Origin of the sequence: Phyllobacterium trifolii (assembly GCF_014192095.1) — a bacterium.
In the GTDB taxonomy this organism is placed as follows: Bacteria; Pseudomonadota; Alphaproteobacteria; order Rhizobiales; family Rhizobiaceae; genus Phyllobacterium; species Phyllobacterium trifolii.
Genome location: NZ_JACHXN010000009.1, coordinates 60545 through 75419, shown reverse-complemented (window position 1 = coordinate 75419; position 14875 = coordinate 60545). Strand labels below are relative to the sequence as shown.

Genomic DNA, 14875 nt, shown 5'->3' with positions numbered 1-14875 from the left:
CTAGCTTCTCCACTTCATCCTAAAAGGTTGGCGATATGCTGGAACCAGGCGACCAGCGGCGGCGGCAGATAGACGCCACCGCCAAGCACCAGGGCAAGATGGGAGTACATTGGCATGTAGGATCCCTCGACCGGCGCAGTGCTCCCACGCGGCTGGCCGAAGGCAACACCGGTGAGCCGCAACAGCAATGCGCCAAAGGCGATCAGAAGCCCGAACACAAGCGGGATCGCCAGCAATGGCTGCCGGGCGAATGTGGAGCTCACCACCAGGAATTCACTCATGAAGATTCCAAGCGGCGGCAGGCCGGCGATGGCGACGACGCCGATCACCAAGCCCCAGCCTAGACCGGGATGGCTCTCGGTGAGGCCACGAATGCTCGACAGCCTCTGTGTGCCCTTGATCTGGGCGATATGGCCGACGGCATAAAAGATTGCTGATTTGGTCAGGCTGTGCATCACCATATGCAGAAGTCCGGCGAAATTGGCGAGCGGACCGCCCATGCCAAAAGCAAAAACGATAATACCCATATGCTCGATCGAGGAATAAGCGAACATGCGTTTGATGTCGCGGCGACGATAGAGCATGAAGGCCGCGAAAACGAGTGACGTCAGGCCCATTGTCACCATCAACGGTCCTGGCGCGATCGCTTCCGGACTTGCGGCGATCAAAATCTTGAAACGCAGAACCGCATAGAGCGCGACGTTCAACAGCAGGCCCGACAGCACCGCCGAGATCGGTGTCGGTCCTTCCGCGTGAGCATCGGGCAGCCAGGCGTGCAAGGGGGCTAGGCCGACCTTGGTGCCGTAGCCGAGCAGCAGGAATACGAAGGCGACATTCAAAAGACCTGGATCGAATGCGGCAGCGTGTTGGATCAGCAGTGTCCAGGCCATGGCATCGTAGCCTTCTCCTACCACGGGCTGCGCCGCCATATAGACGAGGATTGTGCCGAAGAGTGCAAAGGCGATGCCCACACTGCCCAGGATAAAATACTTCCAGGCGGCCTCCAGTGCTTCATGCGTGCGGTAAATGCCGACCATCAAGACCGTGGTGAGGGTGGCGAGTTCCACGGCGACCCACATCAGGCCGACATTGTTCGATACGAATGCGAGGTTCATGCCGAACATCATAATCTGGTACATGGCATGATAGAAACGAAGGTTCGCCGGTGTCAGCCGGCCGGTTTCCAGTTCATGCGCGATATAGCTGGCGCTGAAGACGCTGGTCGTAAAGCCGACAAAGCTGTTGAGCACGATAAAGACGATGTTGAGATCGTCGATGAGCAGATATCGGCCCGGCTGCGGCCGCTCGGTGACGAAAAGGAGTAGCGCCGCAACGAAGGTCAAAAGGCTTGCAAACACGTTCAGTCGGGCTGAAATCCTGTAGCTGGGGAGCAGCGCCAGGAGTACTGCAGCGCTGACTGGTATCACAAGGACGGCTGTTACCGGATTGAACGCGAGCGCATTCATCTGCGTCGTTTCCCCTTGAAATCGTCGAGCGCCCGGACGTCCACCGTGTCGAACCGCTCGCGGATGCGGAACAGGAACACACCGATGACGATGAAGGCGATCAGAATCGAGAAGGCCACACTGATCTCGACGACCAGCGGCATGCCTTTGGCACCGGTGGCGGCGAGCACCAGTCCGTTCTCGAGCGACATGAAGCCGACAATCTGGCTGACCGCGTTGCGGCGTGTCACCATCACTAGCAGTCCCAGCAGCAAAACGGCCAATGCGAAGGCGAGGTCTTCACGCGCCAAAGGATCGGCGGCTTGTGTGACCCGCAGCATTACAACCATGGAGAGTGCAACCAGCCCCATACCCACAAACATGGTGGGGCCAATACCAACGACCGTCTCGATCTCGCGGTGAATGCCCAATCTTCGGATCATGCGGTGCAGCGCAACGGGGATGATGATGGCCTTGAAGCCGAGGGCGATTGCGGCCGTCACGTAGAGATGCGGTGCGTGTTGGACGTAAGCCTGCCAGGCCACCGACAGCGTCAGCACCAGGGAATGCAGGGCGAACATGTTGAGCAGCGAGTAAAGACGGTCCTGATACAGCATCATGAAGCTGACGAGGACGAGGCCACCGGCGAGCAAATGGGCAATATCGAAGGTGATGCCGCCGCTCATTATAGGCTCCTTGAAACGAACAGCAGGAGGGTTGCGAGCATGCCGAGCATGAGAGCCGCGCCGAGGAATTCTGGTACGCGGAAAACCCTCATCTTGGCGGTCGCAGTCTCGAACAGGGCAAGAAAAACGCCACCCACCGCGAGCTTGGCGAGATAGGCAATCATGCCAAGTATGTGGGCCGTGGCTCCGGTGCCCAGGACCGCGAGTTGCCAGGGCACGAATATGCAGGCGATCAAGGAGATGTAGAGCAGCAGCTTGAGGAACGCCGCTAACTCGATCATCGCCAGATGACGGCCGGAATATTCGAGCACCATCGCCTCATGCACCATGGTGAGTTCCAGATGCGTTGCCGGATTGTCCACGGGAATGCGGGCGTTCTCGGCGATTGCCACCATGATGAGCGCGATGAGCGCCATTCCGAGCGAGACACGCAGGCCAACATGCGAAGAAATCATGACGTCCGCAATCGTGGAAAGCTGGGTTGAGCCGGCGACCAGGGCGAGCGTAAAGATAGTAAGGAGCATCGCAGGCTCTGCGAGTGTTGCGATCATCGCCTCGCGGCTTGATCCGATGCCGCCGAAACTCGTACCGATGTCCATGCCGGCGAGGGCCAGGAAAAAACGCGCGCTCCCAAGCAAGGCCACAATTACGATCAAGTCCGCGGTCCAGCTGAACATCAGCCCCGTGGCAAAGGTCGGGATGAGAGAGACGGCGACCCAGGTGACGGCGAAGATCAGATAGGGGGTCACACGAAAGAGCCAGGACGCGTTCTCCGCAAGTACGACTTCCTTGCGCAAAAGCCGTAAAAGGTCGCGATAGGGCTGGATGACGGACGGGCCTTGCCGCCGCAGCAACCGTGCCTTGATTTTGCGCACCAAGCCAGTGAGCAGCGGTGCGAGCAACAGTACCATGGCCATCTGCATGCCTTGAGCGAGGAGATCGAAGATCACGACCATATCGCGAGCACCAGGAGCAGGAAGACAAGCGCCAGGAAGACCAGGCTGAGGTATCGCCGGATGGTCAGGAACTGCAGGTGGTTGAGCCGTTCGGCGGCAAACCAGACAGCGCCGGCGATCGGCTCATAGAGTCCGCCCCAGATCAGATCGCGCAGCTCAAGCGTGAAACGTGCAGGTTTAGGATCACCGGGCGCGGGCATCTCGACCGTTTCCTTCGCCTGGAAGAGCAGCGTGCCGAACACCCGCCGTATGGGTTGTGCGAAACTTGCGGAAGTATATTGGGTTTGCGGGCTCAAGTCCGGAAAGCCACAGTCCCAGGCGGGTGCGCGGCGCAGTGCCCGTGAGGCAAGACGATGGACCATGTAAGCAGCGAGCGACGCGGCGAACGCGGTGAACAGCAACACAAGCAGCCCGTTGTAGGAGCTGCGGCCTTCAGCAATCGGGACGATCGACAGCCATGGCGCACTTGTCTGTACCGGCATGCGGCCGCCGACGAGCGTGAGCGTCACGGGTGCAAGGGCGTCGATGGCAATTCCCGGCAGGATGCCGGCGAGTAGGCACAGGGCGGCAAGCACAAACATGGCGCTAAGCGAAAAGCGGTCTACTTCCTTCGCCAGTTGGGCGGCAAGGGTCCGGGGGCGGCCAAGAAACGTGACGCCAAACGCTTTGACAAAACAGGCGGCAGCAAGCGCCGCCGACAGTGCGAGCAGTCCGCCAACGGCCGGCACCATGATCTTCAGCCCCCATTGGGGCAGATCAGGACTTTGCAGGATCGCCTGAAACGCCAGCCACTCCGAGACGAAGCCGTTAAACGGGGGGAGGGCGGAGATCGCGACGGAGCCGACCAAAAAAGCAAAGCTGGTAAGCGGCATTCGGTGAATGAGGCCGCCGAGCTTGTCCATATCCCGCTCGCCTGTCGCGGTAAGGACGGCCCCCGCCCCGAAGAAGAGCAGGCTCTTGAAAAAAGAATGATTGAGGACGTGGAACAGTGCAGCCGCAAGCGCCAGGGCTGCCGCCAAATTCATGGCGTTTGCCTCAAACGCAAGTGCGAGGCCGAGGCTCACGAATATGACGCCTATGTTTTCGATGGTGCTGTAGGCTAATAGACGCTTGAGGTCCTGCTCCATCAGTGCATGCAGGATACCCACGACGGCAGTAACACCACCGAGCAACAGCACGATCATGCCCGACCACCATGCTGGTTCGCCAAGCAGGTCAAAAACAACACGGATGAAGCCATAGACCGCGACCTTGGTCATGACACCGCTCATGAGGGCCGAGACATGGCTTGGGGCAGCCGGGTGTGCAAGCGGCAACCAGACATGCAACGGCACAAGACCAGCCTTCGAACCTGCACCGATCAACATGAGGATCAAAACCAAGGCACTGACCGCCGGCGCGTGGCCAGCCGTGCGCATTGTGGCGAAATCATAACTCCCGCTTGTTCCGGCGAGAAGGCCGAAAGCAAGCAAGAGCGCAAACGTGCCGAAGCTTGCCATGACAAGATAGATGTAGGCGGCTTTTCTGTTGTCGCGTTCGCGATGATGCGTCATCACCAGCCCCCAGGAGGCAAGCGACATGAATTCCCACGAGAGCAGGAAGGTGAAGGCGTCCGCAGCCAAAACCACCAGGTTCATGCCGGCGAGGAAGACCGGAAAGAACGGTAATAGCCTCTGCGGCGCGGTCTCATGACGGCCGTAGCCAAGACCGTACAAGCTAGCCGCTGCACCCCCGAGATTGATGACAACGAGGAAGAAGGCAGCCAGTGCATCCAGCCGGAAGTGCGCGCCCAGCCAAGGCAGGCCAACAGGTAGGACGAGGGCTGGCAATAGGCCCGATGCTGCCGGAGTGACCAGCTGAAGCAGGACGACTACGAACACGGCTGCCGAGGCACTCAAGCTCGCCCCGTAAATGATCGGCGTCGCTCCGGGCGATCGCGAGATCGTCACGGCAAGGACCGATATTGCCACAAGAGCAGCAATGCACCACAGAACGAGGGCGACGGGGGTCATTTTGGCGCGACTATGCCGCGCATAGCCCCGGTACGCTTCGAACGTTTGCGGCGGTAGGGTGCGATGTGGATCAGCTTTTTAAGGCGCACTCCGCGCCCGCCATCCTGGCTGACCGCGCCCTCATTGATGACCTCGACTCCAGCGGCCTCGAGCGCAGCGAGCAACCGCATCAGCGTGTCCACATGACCGCGGACTACATGGCGGCTTGCCTCCATACGCTGGATCGTCGGAACGGACACGCCTGCGAGCTCTGCCAGTTGGCGCTGGTCGATACCGAGAAGGGCTCTGGCGGCCCGTAGCTGGGGGGCAGTAATCACGATCGAACCATCGTTTATCTTGCGCTAGCTATGATATTCACTTTGTACGACATGTCTATTGATGTTTCAAACCGTTATTTTGATGCTTCGACGCTTTCATAGCACAACGATATCCGCGTCAGCGCGTCGAGGCACGTGGATGGGAAATGTCTTGGCGAGGGACAGCCGTGCGAAAGAATCTGATTCCGCGTTTTGACTATGGTGTGGCCTGGACCAGCAAATTGCAGCCGCAGCACGCAATTTGGAATGAGCTTCAATTCGATCTCGAACTGAAGCGGCACCCGAATGCCATCGCCGTACTGTTCAGGCTACTTTTCGAACTGTCTGTCGATAATTACATCGACCAGCATCGACTGGCTACCGTCCACCCCAACGACAAATTGGGATCAAGAATCATCAAAGCTGCCGAGGATCTCAGAACGAGGGGGAAAATCACTGAAAAAAATCTAGGCGAAATCAGGAAACTCCAGCACCAGGACATGTAACTTTCAACTGACACACTGAACCAATTGATCTTCAAGGCGCCGTTTGCGCGGCAGCAATGGTTTTAACAAGTGTCTATGAGCGCCCGGGAGATACCGTTGCGCCCTATTGCCGTTCGGCTGCTTCCTGATAGTATGTGAGGAGGCTCGGAGGGATGTCTAAGTTCACGAACGTGCGCGCAGCCGCGTCGGTGCCGTGACCCGCCATAAGGCACTCATCGCCCATTCAGGTCTGGAGGCAAACCCATGAAGCAGGGTGCGGGGATCGGGCGTCGGGCGCTGGTCAGGGCGATGGCCGGAGCACTTCTTGTACTCTCATTCCAGGGTGCGTCGCTGGCCGGCGCCGCCAATCTGCCGGTGATCGCCTTCTTCAGGAGTTCGCCTGCTGCACCCTTCGCTTCCCTTGTAGAGGCCTTCCGCAAAGGGGTGGCCGAAGAGGGGCTGGTCGAGGGCGAGACCGTCGTGATCGAATATCGCTGGGCTGACAACAAGCGGGAGCTGCTGCCGCAGATCGCGGCGGAACTGGTTTCTGCCCAAGTCTCCGTGATCGTGGGCAACAGCGTCGCGGTCGAAGCGGCGCGGGCGGCTACATCCGACATCCCCATCGTTTTCGTGTCGGCCGACGATCCGGTCAAAGCCGGCCTCGTCGATAATCTTGCCCGGCCGAACGCCAATTTGACAGGGGTCACGTTCTTCGGCGGCGGTGAGCTCGCGGGTAAGCGAACCGAGATCCTGATGGAACTGGCGCCCGCCGCCGTCGATGTCGCCTTGTTAATCGACACGAAATATCCCGGGTTCGAAGCAAATCGCGCCAAGGCCGAGTCCGCAATCACCTCGATTGGACGGCGGCTGATTGTTGCAGAAGTCAGCGGCGTCGAGGAACTTGAAGCCGCCTTCGGCCGGATGTCCGCCGCCGGAGCCGATGCCGTCGTTATCGGCGGTAGCCCCTTCCTGACGAGCCAGCGCTCTACGATCGTCAAACTCGCGGCCAAGCACAAGCTCCCCACCATCTATGACCAGAAGGACTATGTAATCGACGGCGGTCTAGTCAGTTACGCCTCGAGCTTCTCAGAGGCCTATCGTCAGGCGGGCGTCTATGCCGCGCGAATGATCAAAGGCGCAGCTCCTTCTGAATTACCGGTCATCCAGCCGACCGTCTTTGAACTTGCGGTCAACCTTTCCACAGCCAAAGCGCTCGGAATAGAAGTGCCTCGCTCCATTTTATTGCTGGCGGACGAAGTGATTGAATAAGCTGATTATTAGCACACCCGTCGTTCTTTCATCTTAATGGCGAATACGCGGGTGTCTGCCTCGAACCCTTTCAACAGGCGCTCTCCAAGGTCATCCAGTGGAGTAGCAGGTCCGATCTGCCGTGCGGTGGCAGCGTCGATGAGGATTTGCCCGTCTTTCGCCGCGGAGCAAAGGCGCGACGCCAGATTGACCACGGGTCCGATAGCCGTGTATTCGAGCCGCCCTTCATAGCCGATCCGCCCTACCGTCGCGGCACCGGCTGCCATCCCCATGCCGAACCCAATGCTATAGCCCACGGAAGTCCAGCGGAAGACGAGTTCCTGAACCGCCTCCTGCATATCCACCGCCATGCGCGCTGCACGCCCCACCGGATCGTCACACGGCACCGGCGCATTCAGCAGCAGCATAAAACCATCGCCAGAAAAGCCGGTTTGCGTCGCTTCGTGCTTCTGCACCAGCCGACCGAGCACGGTGAAGAACTCTTCCAGCACCGCCATGATTTCGCCCGGCTCCGTTTTCGCCGAGAAGGCTGTAAAATTGCGCAAGTCTCCGAACACAACCACGACATCAGCCTGCTTGCTTTCCAGCAGCTTTTCCGATCCCTCGATCTCAATCAACTCTGCGACTTGCGGAGCAAGAAACTGCCTCAGCCGGGCGATACGCTCCGAACGTTCTCTCGAAAGCGCGATTTCGTCGGCCATTATGTTAAATCGTTCCGCCAGTTCCTCGAGCTCATCGCCGCTGTCGATGCGAACGCGATGATCGAACTGTCCCGCACCGATCTTGGCGGCGCCCTGTTCCAGCAGGCGGATGGGACCGGTGATTCTGCCTGCGAGCACGTATGCGAGTGCAGCCGACACCCCGATACCTGCGATCAGGAGGATGCCGGTCCGCCACAACGCGGCGTAGATGGGAGCGAATGCCTCCGATAGGGGTTGCTCGACATACACGGTCCAATTCGGTCCGGGAACGATGGCACTGCCGGCGATCACCCACGCCCCGCTATCCCCGCGCCGGACTATCACCGTGTCCGATTGGACCGGCGCCTGTGCTACATCGTCGGCCACAGCCTGCCGCCCGGGAACTGCCATAAGGTCTCCCGGGTCCTCGCCACGAAGCACCCGGACAATTTCGGGGTGCGCGATCAGCCGCCCTATGCGATCGCGGACATGAGCGTGGCCCTTCTGGCCGACCCTGATGTTGGCGATCACGCTCCAAATCAGCTTCAGGTTGACTTCCGCGATCGCCACCCCGGTGCTGTGCTTCTCGCCGGCAATCGCGATAGCCATATAGGGCTCCGATCCTCGCGAGAAATAGACCGGCCCAAACCGGCCGCCGTTTTGCATCAATTCCTGAAAGCTGGTTTCGCGCGACAGATCGCGCCCGCTGTCCACGATGTCCGGGACGACGCGGGAGACGCGCAGGAGTTCCTTGCCCTGGCGGTCGGCCTGCGCGAACTCGGTGATGGCGGGCGCTTGGCGCAGCAGGCGAAGGGCGTCGAACCGCCGTTCTTCGGGGCTCACAGAGGCGACGGGCAACTGGACGGTCCATCCCATCTGGTCAATGATTGAGTTCAGGAAGCTGCTGATGCGTTCTGACGATGCGCGCGCCTCCGACAAGAGCCTAGAGTCAATGGAGGCGCGCTGGTCGCGATACCCAAGCCAGGCCTCGATCGTTCCGCCGACAATGATGGGCAGCAGAACTGCAGCAAAAATCGTCGTGAAGTATTTCCTGAATAAGCTACGCCTCAATGGTCGGATAGCTATTGTCACTGCTGATCGCCTATGCCTGTTGGCTTTCTGAAACGCGGTTTCCGGACGATCCGGATCGATCATGCGTGGCTTTCAGCCGTTGCAGGGCGGGAGCAATTGATTGTGACCCTGTCTATTCGACGAAGAATATCGCTACCGCCTCCGCGCCACGGCCCTGCGTATGTCTGCACTTTCAAGTTGATCTAGATTTGCGTGACGGTCAATGCGTACGATTCGACAGGCAGAACGTATTGGAGCCTCACCCCCGCGCCATCGACAGCGTTGGTGACACGGTCGAGTTTTTCTTCAGCGAAAATCGCGATCTTGCTGCGGCAAAGCGGTTCTTCAACAAGGCTCTCAACCGTCATGGCCGCCCTGATCGCGTCGTCATGGATGGCAGCCAGACAAATCGGGAAGCTATCCTTTCCTGTGATACGACTGACAGGCTGAAGGGCGGATATGGCAGGAATGCACATGACCCGATCACGATCAGGTCGAGCAAATATCTCACGGATGTATTTGACACGGGCATTTGTTTAAGAGAGATCGTTTTATCTCCCGGCGTTCTCCGCGATAGACACTGAAGAACGCGCTGACGTGCCGTAAAGCCAAATCTGTTGGCCATCAGCGCATGTTTGCACGGCTTGGCACACAGTCGCTCTCATTCACCGTCTGCGGGATGGATCGGCTATTCCTTTAGCAGCGTCCCCACGTGGTAGCAGCGTCCCCACGTGGCCGATCGTTATCTGCGTGAACCTTAATATGAATCGAAGTCCAGATGCTAGCTCTCCAACCTTCATATTTGTCTGCCATGACGACCATCCATAAGCGAATTTTCGACAAAATGGACGCCAACAAGGATGGCAAGATGATGCCCGAGAAAGTCCAGGCGTTCATGCGGCCGTCGGCATTGAGTGATTCAGCGGATTGACAATTGAAGGTCCGATCTCACCAACGCCGCCCGCCCTAACTGGCAAGTGCCGATAGTTTTGACGCCAAGGGAGTGAACATAAGAGCGCCGAAAAAACTTCCTCACTCGGGACATGTTGGCCGCGCGGTAATCCTGTCACATATGAATAATCTCGCACCATGCTCCGTGACTTGGATGTCGTGCCTATTGGGACGGGTGTATAACCGATCCCAGCAGAGGAGGAAACGGCAATGAAATTTTTCGCATGGCAGAGGTTCGTCGACGAACCGTATCTCATAACGGAGATCGAGATTGTCCCCATCGTAAGTAAAGACAAGGTAGTTATCATCCATGTTCGCACTCGCGAACCGCGCCAAGCGAGGGCTGCACTTTGGGCCCTCAAGGATGCTGTCACTGACCTTCTTGAAGCTTTGAAGGACGGTGATCTTGGTGTGATCGATGAGAACGGCGTACACGGATATGTCCGAGATCGGCCATTGGACGTTCCAATTCCGCCTGCGTTGGCTGAATAAGGCGAAGCATTCGCAAATAACTGGCTGGTTCAAACGCCACCGAGTTCCTTTAGGGTTTCGGCCTTGATCTCACCGATGACCGCGCTAGAGCAAGGCGTTTCGAATACATTCTTTGCGCGGGCTCTAGCTACATTGGCTGGGCTGTCTTGAACGCGGTTGTCAGCGCATCTCCGCATCGGTGGCTTCGAGCAATCGGTTGGCCGCAGCCGGCCGCGATATATGCAATGGCCACATCACACCTGAATGGTAGACGTGCGGTGCCTTTATTTGGGTGTATTTGCCCGTGTTCCATTCCTCAAGCAGTGCATCGATGGCCGCTCTCAAATCCAGCAACGTCTGATGCGCATTGTGCGGGTTGCGTGTATATATATCGACCGTCAACGCCGTAGCATCAGTCGCAATTTCGCAAACATAGACAGCCGTTTCCAAGCGGTTGTCTTTCATGAAAACTTCTGGAACTTTCATGCTCTATCGCTCCGTAGCCAGCGTTCTGCGACGTGAATCAACTTTACCGCAAGGCGCAATCCGCGCATCGCTATTTCGGTTGGTTTCCCACGCGTTTCTCAATGATCGCCAAGGAAGATTTTGATCCTTTCGGACGCGCCAACAAGCGGTTGTAACGTGCGATTTTTTAATAGTGGCACGGCACCGGCAGTCGGGCATTGATTTCGATCAAAGGCAGAAGTGTTATCTTATATGCGCTGGGGATCAACGCGACCCAAGGGCCTGATGCCGTAACGTTATGCGGCAAGAACTGCAAACTGTTCGGCCAGGGACGGATTAGGATTAAATGCGTACCACGCCTGTCGTTTACGCATCATGTGGATCATTTCGATGTCGGAGAGGATCATACGGGCGGTGGTCTCCGATTTGAAACCAAACATCGGCCGCATTGGCAAGATCGAGTTCGATGACGCCAGGGCGCTCGTCCAATGTCGGACCCTTGCCGGCAACACCGATTTCGGGCGAGCCGAACTCTCCGCCGCGTGAACCACCGCGGTGGAGGCGACCGGCATTGTTATCGCGGGCCCTTCGTCATCGCATCGCCCAAACACACCGATCGGGATAAACTCCTGGTCCGCAGAAGGTTCCGGCAAAAGCACCAGGGAAGCAGGACGGTCACCATGCTCTCCAGCCTCGGCCGCACGTATCCAGCGAAGAAGCAGATTGCTGTTGATCCCGCGGCGGCGTGCGACCTCTGCAACCGAATTGCCGGGAACCTGCGCTTCTTCAACAATCCGCCATTTGTCTTCCGACGACCAAAATCGCCGACTGGCCTTCGGCCCGTAACTCTTTTCCGACATCAAATACCGCCATAGTGTCCACTTAACTCTTGGTGGACACTATCCCACTCCAGGGCATTGCCCGGTAGGCGGTCGTCACGCCACGCTTACTTATATCTGGACCCCGACAGACAGCCGCGAACTCAGGCCGCTGCGGCGGGAAACCTCTATTCTCGCAGCCTGATCACCAAGTGTTCTCAAAAGTCGAGCAAGTTCACTACTTTCGCGTCGTGAACCACATGCTATTACTACTCCACTGTCCGGGTTACTGTCCTGCAGACACATCCGTTAAGAGAGGATGCCGAACAAATGTCGATGTATCTTCAGGTGACCTTCCGGTTTCTGCTCTCCAGCATTGTCTTGGCCGCCCTGATGGTATCCACGGCGCTCGCCGCCGACCTTACGACGGTCAAGGTCGAGAGCGGAGTAGTTCACGGTATTGCGGCAGCTGACGTAATCAGCTTCAAGGGCATTCCCTACGCCGCGCCGCCAATCGGTGAGCTGCGCTGGCGCGTGCCTCAGCCGGTGAGGCCGTGGGAGGGCGTGCGGGAAGCCAGCAAGTTCGGGCCGGCCTGCATGCAGACCGACGACCTGCCGAAATCCGAGGATTGCCTGACAATCAATGTCTGGCGGCCGACCAAGGACTCCCGCGAACCCTACCCGGTGATGGTCTGGATTTACGGCGGGGCTTTGGTGCGAGGGAACACCGCCTTGTACCCGGGCGACGCTCTCGCCGCGCAAGGTCTCGTGGTCATCAGCATGAACTATCGTCTGGGTCGGCTCGGTTTCTTCGCCCATCCCGCCCTGGCGGAGGAATCGCCCGGCGAGCCCATCGGCAACTACGGCTACATGGACCAGCTTGCCGCGCTGAAATGGGTTCAGCGCAACATCGCCGCCTTCGGCGGAGATCCAAACAAGCTCACCATATTCGGCGAGTCGGCCGGCGGCGGTTCGGTGATGTCGCACCTGGTTTCGCCGCTGTCGCGCGGCCTGTTCCGGGCAGCAATTTTGGAGTCGCCTGGAATACCGACGGGACGTGTCGAGTCGGTTCCGGCGACACCGCTTGCCGAAGCCGAAGCGACGGCTGTCGCCTATGCCCGGTATGTGGGCGTCAATCGCGACGGAGCCGGGGCGCTGAAAGCGCTTCGGGCCCTTCCGGCCGAAATGCTGGTCGAAGGAGCCTCGGGCGAAGTGGTCCTCACCTCGCTGGGAAACGGACAACGCCTCGTGGGGCTCGCCGGATCGATCATTGACGGGAAATTCCTGACCGATTCTCCAGAGGCTGTCTTCAAGGCCGGCGGGCAGGCGATGGTGCCCATGATCATCGGCGCCAACGATCGCGACCTTGTCATCGGCGAAGCGGTCACCAAGGAAGACCTGTTTGCGCTGTTTGGCGACTATGCCGCCGAAGCCAGGGCCATCTACGACTCCGAAGGCAGCGAGACGCTCGAAGAACTGAAGCAGCAAGTTCTTGCGGACCGGACTCTTGTCGAGCCTTCGCGCAACATAGCGAACCTGGCGGCGACGGGAGGCCAGCCCACCTGGCACTACCGGTTCTCCTACGTGGCGGAGGCGTTGCGTAGCAATCCCAAATGGAAGGGCGCGCCGCACGGCATGGAAATTCCTTACGTGTTCGGTATTCCGGCAGCGATCGTTCGTGACAAGGTGACCAACGCCGACAAGGAAATGGCGAAGCTGGCGAGTGCCTACTGGGTTGCCTTTGCCAAAACCGGCGACCCAAATGGGGAGAGCCGGCCGGCCTGGCCCAGGCACAACCCCTCGGTGGACAGCATAATCAACTTCACGAATGGCGGCATTGTCGTTGGGCCTGACCCTCTCAAGGCGCGGCTCGATCTATGGCAGAAGGTTTTCGACGCGAACAAGTGAGCACGGACGACGCAAATCCGAAACGGTGAGGAGATCTTGTAATGACGCGGGCTAGTGCAACCTTGGGTATCGCAGGTTTCATTGCAATGGTCGGGGCAGCCATGCTGGTGGTGTCTCCGGTCCTGGCCGCCGACGAGCCAAAGACAGTCACCGTCGGCAACTTCGTCCGCGCCGAGACCGACTTCTACTTCAAGACGCGAGAGTTCGGGAAACTGAACCATAGCCGGACCATGGCCGCGATCGACAAGCAGGACGTGGTCCGGATGAACCGCGACACGCTCTACTCCTCCGGCATCTTCGACCTCGATGCGGCTCCCGTGACCATTGCGCTGCCAGATCCAGGCAAGCGCTTCATGTCGATGCAGGTCATTTCAGAGGACCACTACACAGTCGAAGTCGTCTATGCTCCGGGCAGTTCACTTACACAAGGGACAAGGTCGGGACGCGCTATGTCTTCCTGCTGGTCCGCACGCTTGCCGATCCCGAGGACCAGACGGACCTGAAAGCCGCCAACGCGCTGCAGGATGCGATCGAGGTCGAGCAGACGAGCGCCGGGAAGCTCGATGTGCCGGACTGGGATCCGGTGTCGCAAGGCAAGGTGCGCGATGCCCTCAATGCTCTTGCGCCGCTGCGCGGAGACGACAAGGGCGCCATGTTCGGCACACGTGCCGAGGTGGATCCGGTCGCACATCTCATCGGCACCGCGATCGGATGGGGCGGAAATCCGGACTATGCTGCGGTCTATAAAAGCTTCTATCCAAAGGACAATGATGGCAAGACGGTTCACAAGCTGACGGTCAAGGATGTTCCAGTCGATGGCTTCTGGTCGGTCAGCGTCTACAACGCCAAAGGCTTCTTCGAGAAGAACGACCTCAACGCCTATTCGTTGAACAATCTAACGGCAAGGCCGAACTCTGACGGCTCGTTCACCGTCCAGTTCGGCGGCTGCAGGGAGGGAACTCCGAATTGCCTGCCGATCGTGGAGGGCTGGAACTACACCGTACGGCTCTACCGCCCGCGCAAGGAGATCCTCGACGGCGGCTGGAAGTTACCGGAGGCACAGCGCGGAAATTAAGTGGGGGCGTGTCGCCAACGCGCGATGTTCGACATGTTTTTTTCTTTTAAGGGGATCGAGTGTGAGGGGGATTCGTCATCTTGTCTGTAGCGGCGCTGCTGTGTGCCTATCATGACGCGGCGGCCATAGACGACGGGCCGCGCGGCTACCAGCTTGTGCCGGAAGGCACCAATGCGATCACTGTGATCGGGCTCTTCCATGAGGGCAACCAATCTTTCGGTCCAGGCACGGCGCTCCGCGGCGCCGATATCGATATTGGTGTCGGCCTGGTCCAATATACCCATTCC

The 14875-nt window shown here is 58.8% G+C and carries 14 protein-coding genes and 3 pseudogenes; 7 read left to right on the top strand and 10 right to left on the bottom strand.

Going from position 1 to position 14875, the window contains the following annotated elements; genetic code table 11:
• Positions 1 to 14: 14 nt before the first annotated feature.
• Genes FHS21_RS15015 through FHS21_RS14995 form a run of 5 tightly spaced genes read right to left on the bottom strand, consistent with a single transcriptional unit; the run spans position 15 to position 5416 of the window.
• Entirely contained in the window at positions 15 to 1466 is a 1452-nt protein-coding gene (locus tag FHS21_RS15015; RefSeq protein WP_183662501.1) for a hydrogenase 4 subunit F, read from the bottom strand.
• Positions 1463 to 2131, bottom strand: coding sequence for a hydrogenase-4 component E (locus FHS21_RS15010; protein ID WP_183662499.1), 669 nt, complete (start codon positions 2129 to 2131; stop codon positions 1463 to 1465). The genes FHS21_RS15015 and FHS21_RS15010 overlap by 4 nt, the downstream gene beginning before the upstream one ends.
• Positions 2131 to 3087 (bottom strand): respiratory chain complex I subunit 1 family protein, encoded by a 957-nt coding sequence (locus FHS21_RS15005; protein ID WP_183662497.1) that lies wholly within the window; start codon positions 3085 to 3087, stop codon positions 2131 to 2133. Before FHS21_RS15005 ends, FHS21_RS15010 begins: the two co-directional genes overlap by 1 nt.
• Positions 3078 to 5099, bottom strand: coding sequence for a hydrogenase 4 subunit B (gene hyfB / locus FHS21_RS15000; protein WP_183662495.1), 2022 nt, complete (start codon positions 5097 to 5099; stop codon positions 3078 to 3080). The genes FHS21_RS15005 and hyfB overlap by 10 nt, the downstream gene beginning before the upstream one ends.
• Positions 5096 to 5416 carry a helix-turn-helix domain-containing protein gene (locus FHS21_RS14995; RefSeq protein WP_183662493.1) on the bottom strand — a complete coding sequence of 107 codons (321 nt, stop codon included), beginning with the start codon at positions 5414 to 5416 and terminating at the stop codon, positions 5096 to 5098. The genes hyfB and FHS21_RS14995 overlap by 4 nt, the downstream gene beginning before the upstream one ends.
• A gap of 167 nt (positions 5417 to 5583) precedes the next feature.
• Here FHS21_RS14995 and FHS21_RS14990 point away from each other — a divergent pair, with 167 nt between their 5' ends.
• Positions 5584 to 5901, top strand: a complete 318-nt coding sequence (locus tag FHS21_RS14990; RefSeq protein WP_183662491.1) for a hypothetical protein — start codon at positions 5584 to 5586, stop codon at positions 5899 to 5901.
• Between the two features lie 243 nt (positions 5902 to 6144).
• Positions 6145 to 7149 carry an ABC transporter substrate-binding protein gene (locus tag FHS21_RS14985; protein ID WP_183662490.1) on the top strand — a complete coding sequence of 335 codons (1005 nt, stop codon included), beginning with the start codon at positions 6145 to 6147 and terminating at the stop codon, positions 7147 to 7149.
• Between the two features lie 8 nt (positions 7150 to 7157).
• Here the strand turns inward: FHS21_RS14985 and FHS21_RS14980 are convergent, their stop codons facing one another.
• Positions 7158 to 8921: an adenylate/guanylate cyclase domain-containing protein gene (locus FHS21_RS14980; RefSeq protein WP_312879882.1), complete on the bottom strand. Its 1764-nt coding sequence runs from the start codon at positions 8919 to 8921 to the stop codon at positions 7158 to 7160.
• Positions 8922 to 9166: 245 nt separating this feature from the next.
• Between FHS21_RS14980 and FHS21_RS14975 the strand changes: the two are divergent.
• Positions 9167 to 9415, top strand: a pseudogene (locus FHS21_RS14975) (DDE-type integrase/transposase/recombinase); the annotation flags it as partial.
• 646 nt (positions 9416 to 10061) lie between these two features.
• On the top strand, positions 10062 to 10343 hold the full coding sequence (locus FHS21_RS14970; RefSeq protein ID WP_183662488.1) for a hypothetical protein: 282 nt from the start codon (positions 10062 to 10064) through the stop codon (positions 10341 to 10343).
• Between the two features lie 159 nt (positions 10344 to 10502).
• On the opposite strand, the gene FHS21_RS14965 is transcribed toward FHS21_RS14970, so the two are convergent.
• From FHS21_RS14965 to FHS21_RS30695, 3 genes and pseudogenes are all read right to left on the bottom strand, one after another.
• Complete coding sequence (locus FHS21_RS14965; protein WP_183662487.1) at positions 10503 to 10808, bottom strand: hypothetical protein; 306 nt, start codon at positions 10806 to 10808, stop codon at positions 10503 to 10505.
• A gap of 275 nt (positions 10809 to 11083) precedes the next feature.
• A pseudogene (locus tag FHS21_RS30700) lies at positions 11084 to 11236 on the bottom strand (IS6 family transposase); the annotation flags it as partial.
• Positions 11237 to 11455: 219 nt separating this feature from the next.
• Positions 11456 to 11647: pseudogene (locus tag FHS21_RS30695) on the bottom strand (transposase); the annotation flags it as partial.
• Between the two features lie 294 nt (positions 11648 to 11941).
• Here FHS21_RS30695 and FHS21_RS14955 point away from each other — a divergent pair.
• From FHS21_RS14955 to FHS21_RS31345, 3 genes are all read left to right on the top strand, one after another.
• Positions 11942 to 13513 (top strand): carboxylesterase/lipase family protein, encoded by a 1572-nt coding sequence (locus FHS21_RS14955; protein WP_183662739.1) that lies wholly within the window; start codon positions 11942 to 11944, stop codon positions 13511 to 13513.
• Between the two features lie 41 nt (positions 13514 to 13554).
• Positions 13555 to 14016: a DUF1254 domain-containing protein gene (locus FHS21_RS31350; protein WP_312879881.1), complete on the top strand. Its 462-nt coding sequence runs from the start codon at positions 13555 to 13557 to the stop codon at positions 14014 to 14016.
• Positions 14017 to 14078: 62 nt separating this feature from the next.
• Positions 14079 to 14588: a DUF1214 domain-containing protein gene (locus tag FHS21_RS31345; protein WP_312879880.1), complete on the top strand. Its 510-nt coding sequence runs from the start codon at positions 14079 to 14081 to the stop codon at positions 14586 to 14588.
• Here FHS21_RS31345 and FHS21_RS14945 read toward each other — a convergent pair.
• Positions 14585 to 14872 (bottom strand): hypothetical protein, encoded by a 288-nt coding sequence (locus FHS21_RS14945; RefSeq protein WP_183662485.1) that lies wholly within the window; start codon positions 14870 to 14872, stop codon positions 14585 to 14587. The genes FHS21_RS31345 and FHS21_RS14945 overlap by 4 nt on opposite strands.
• Positions 14873 to 14875: the final 3 nt, after the last annotated feature.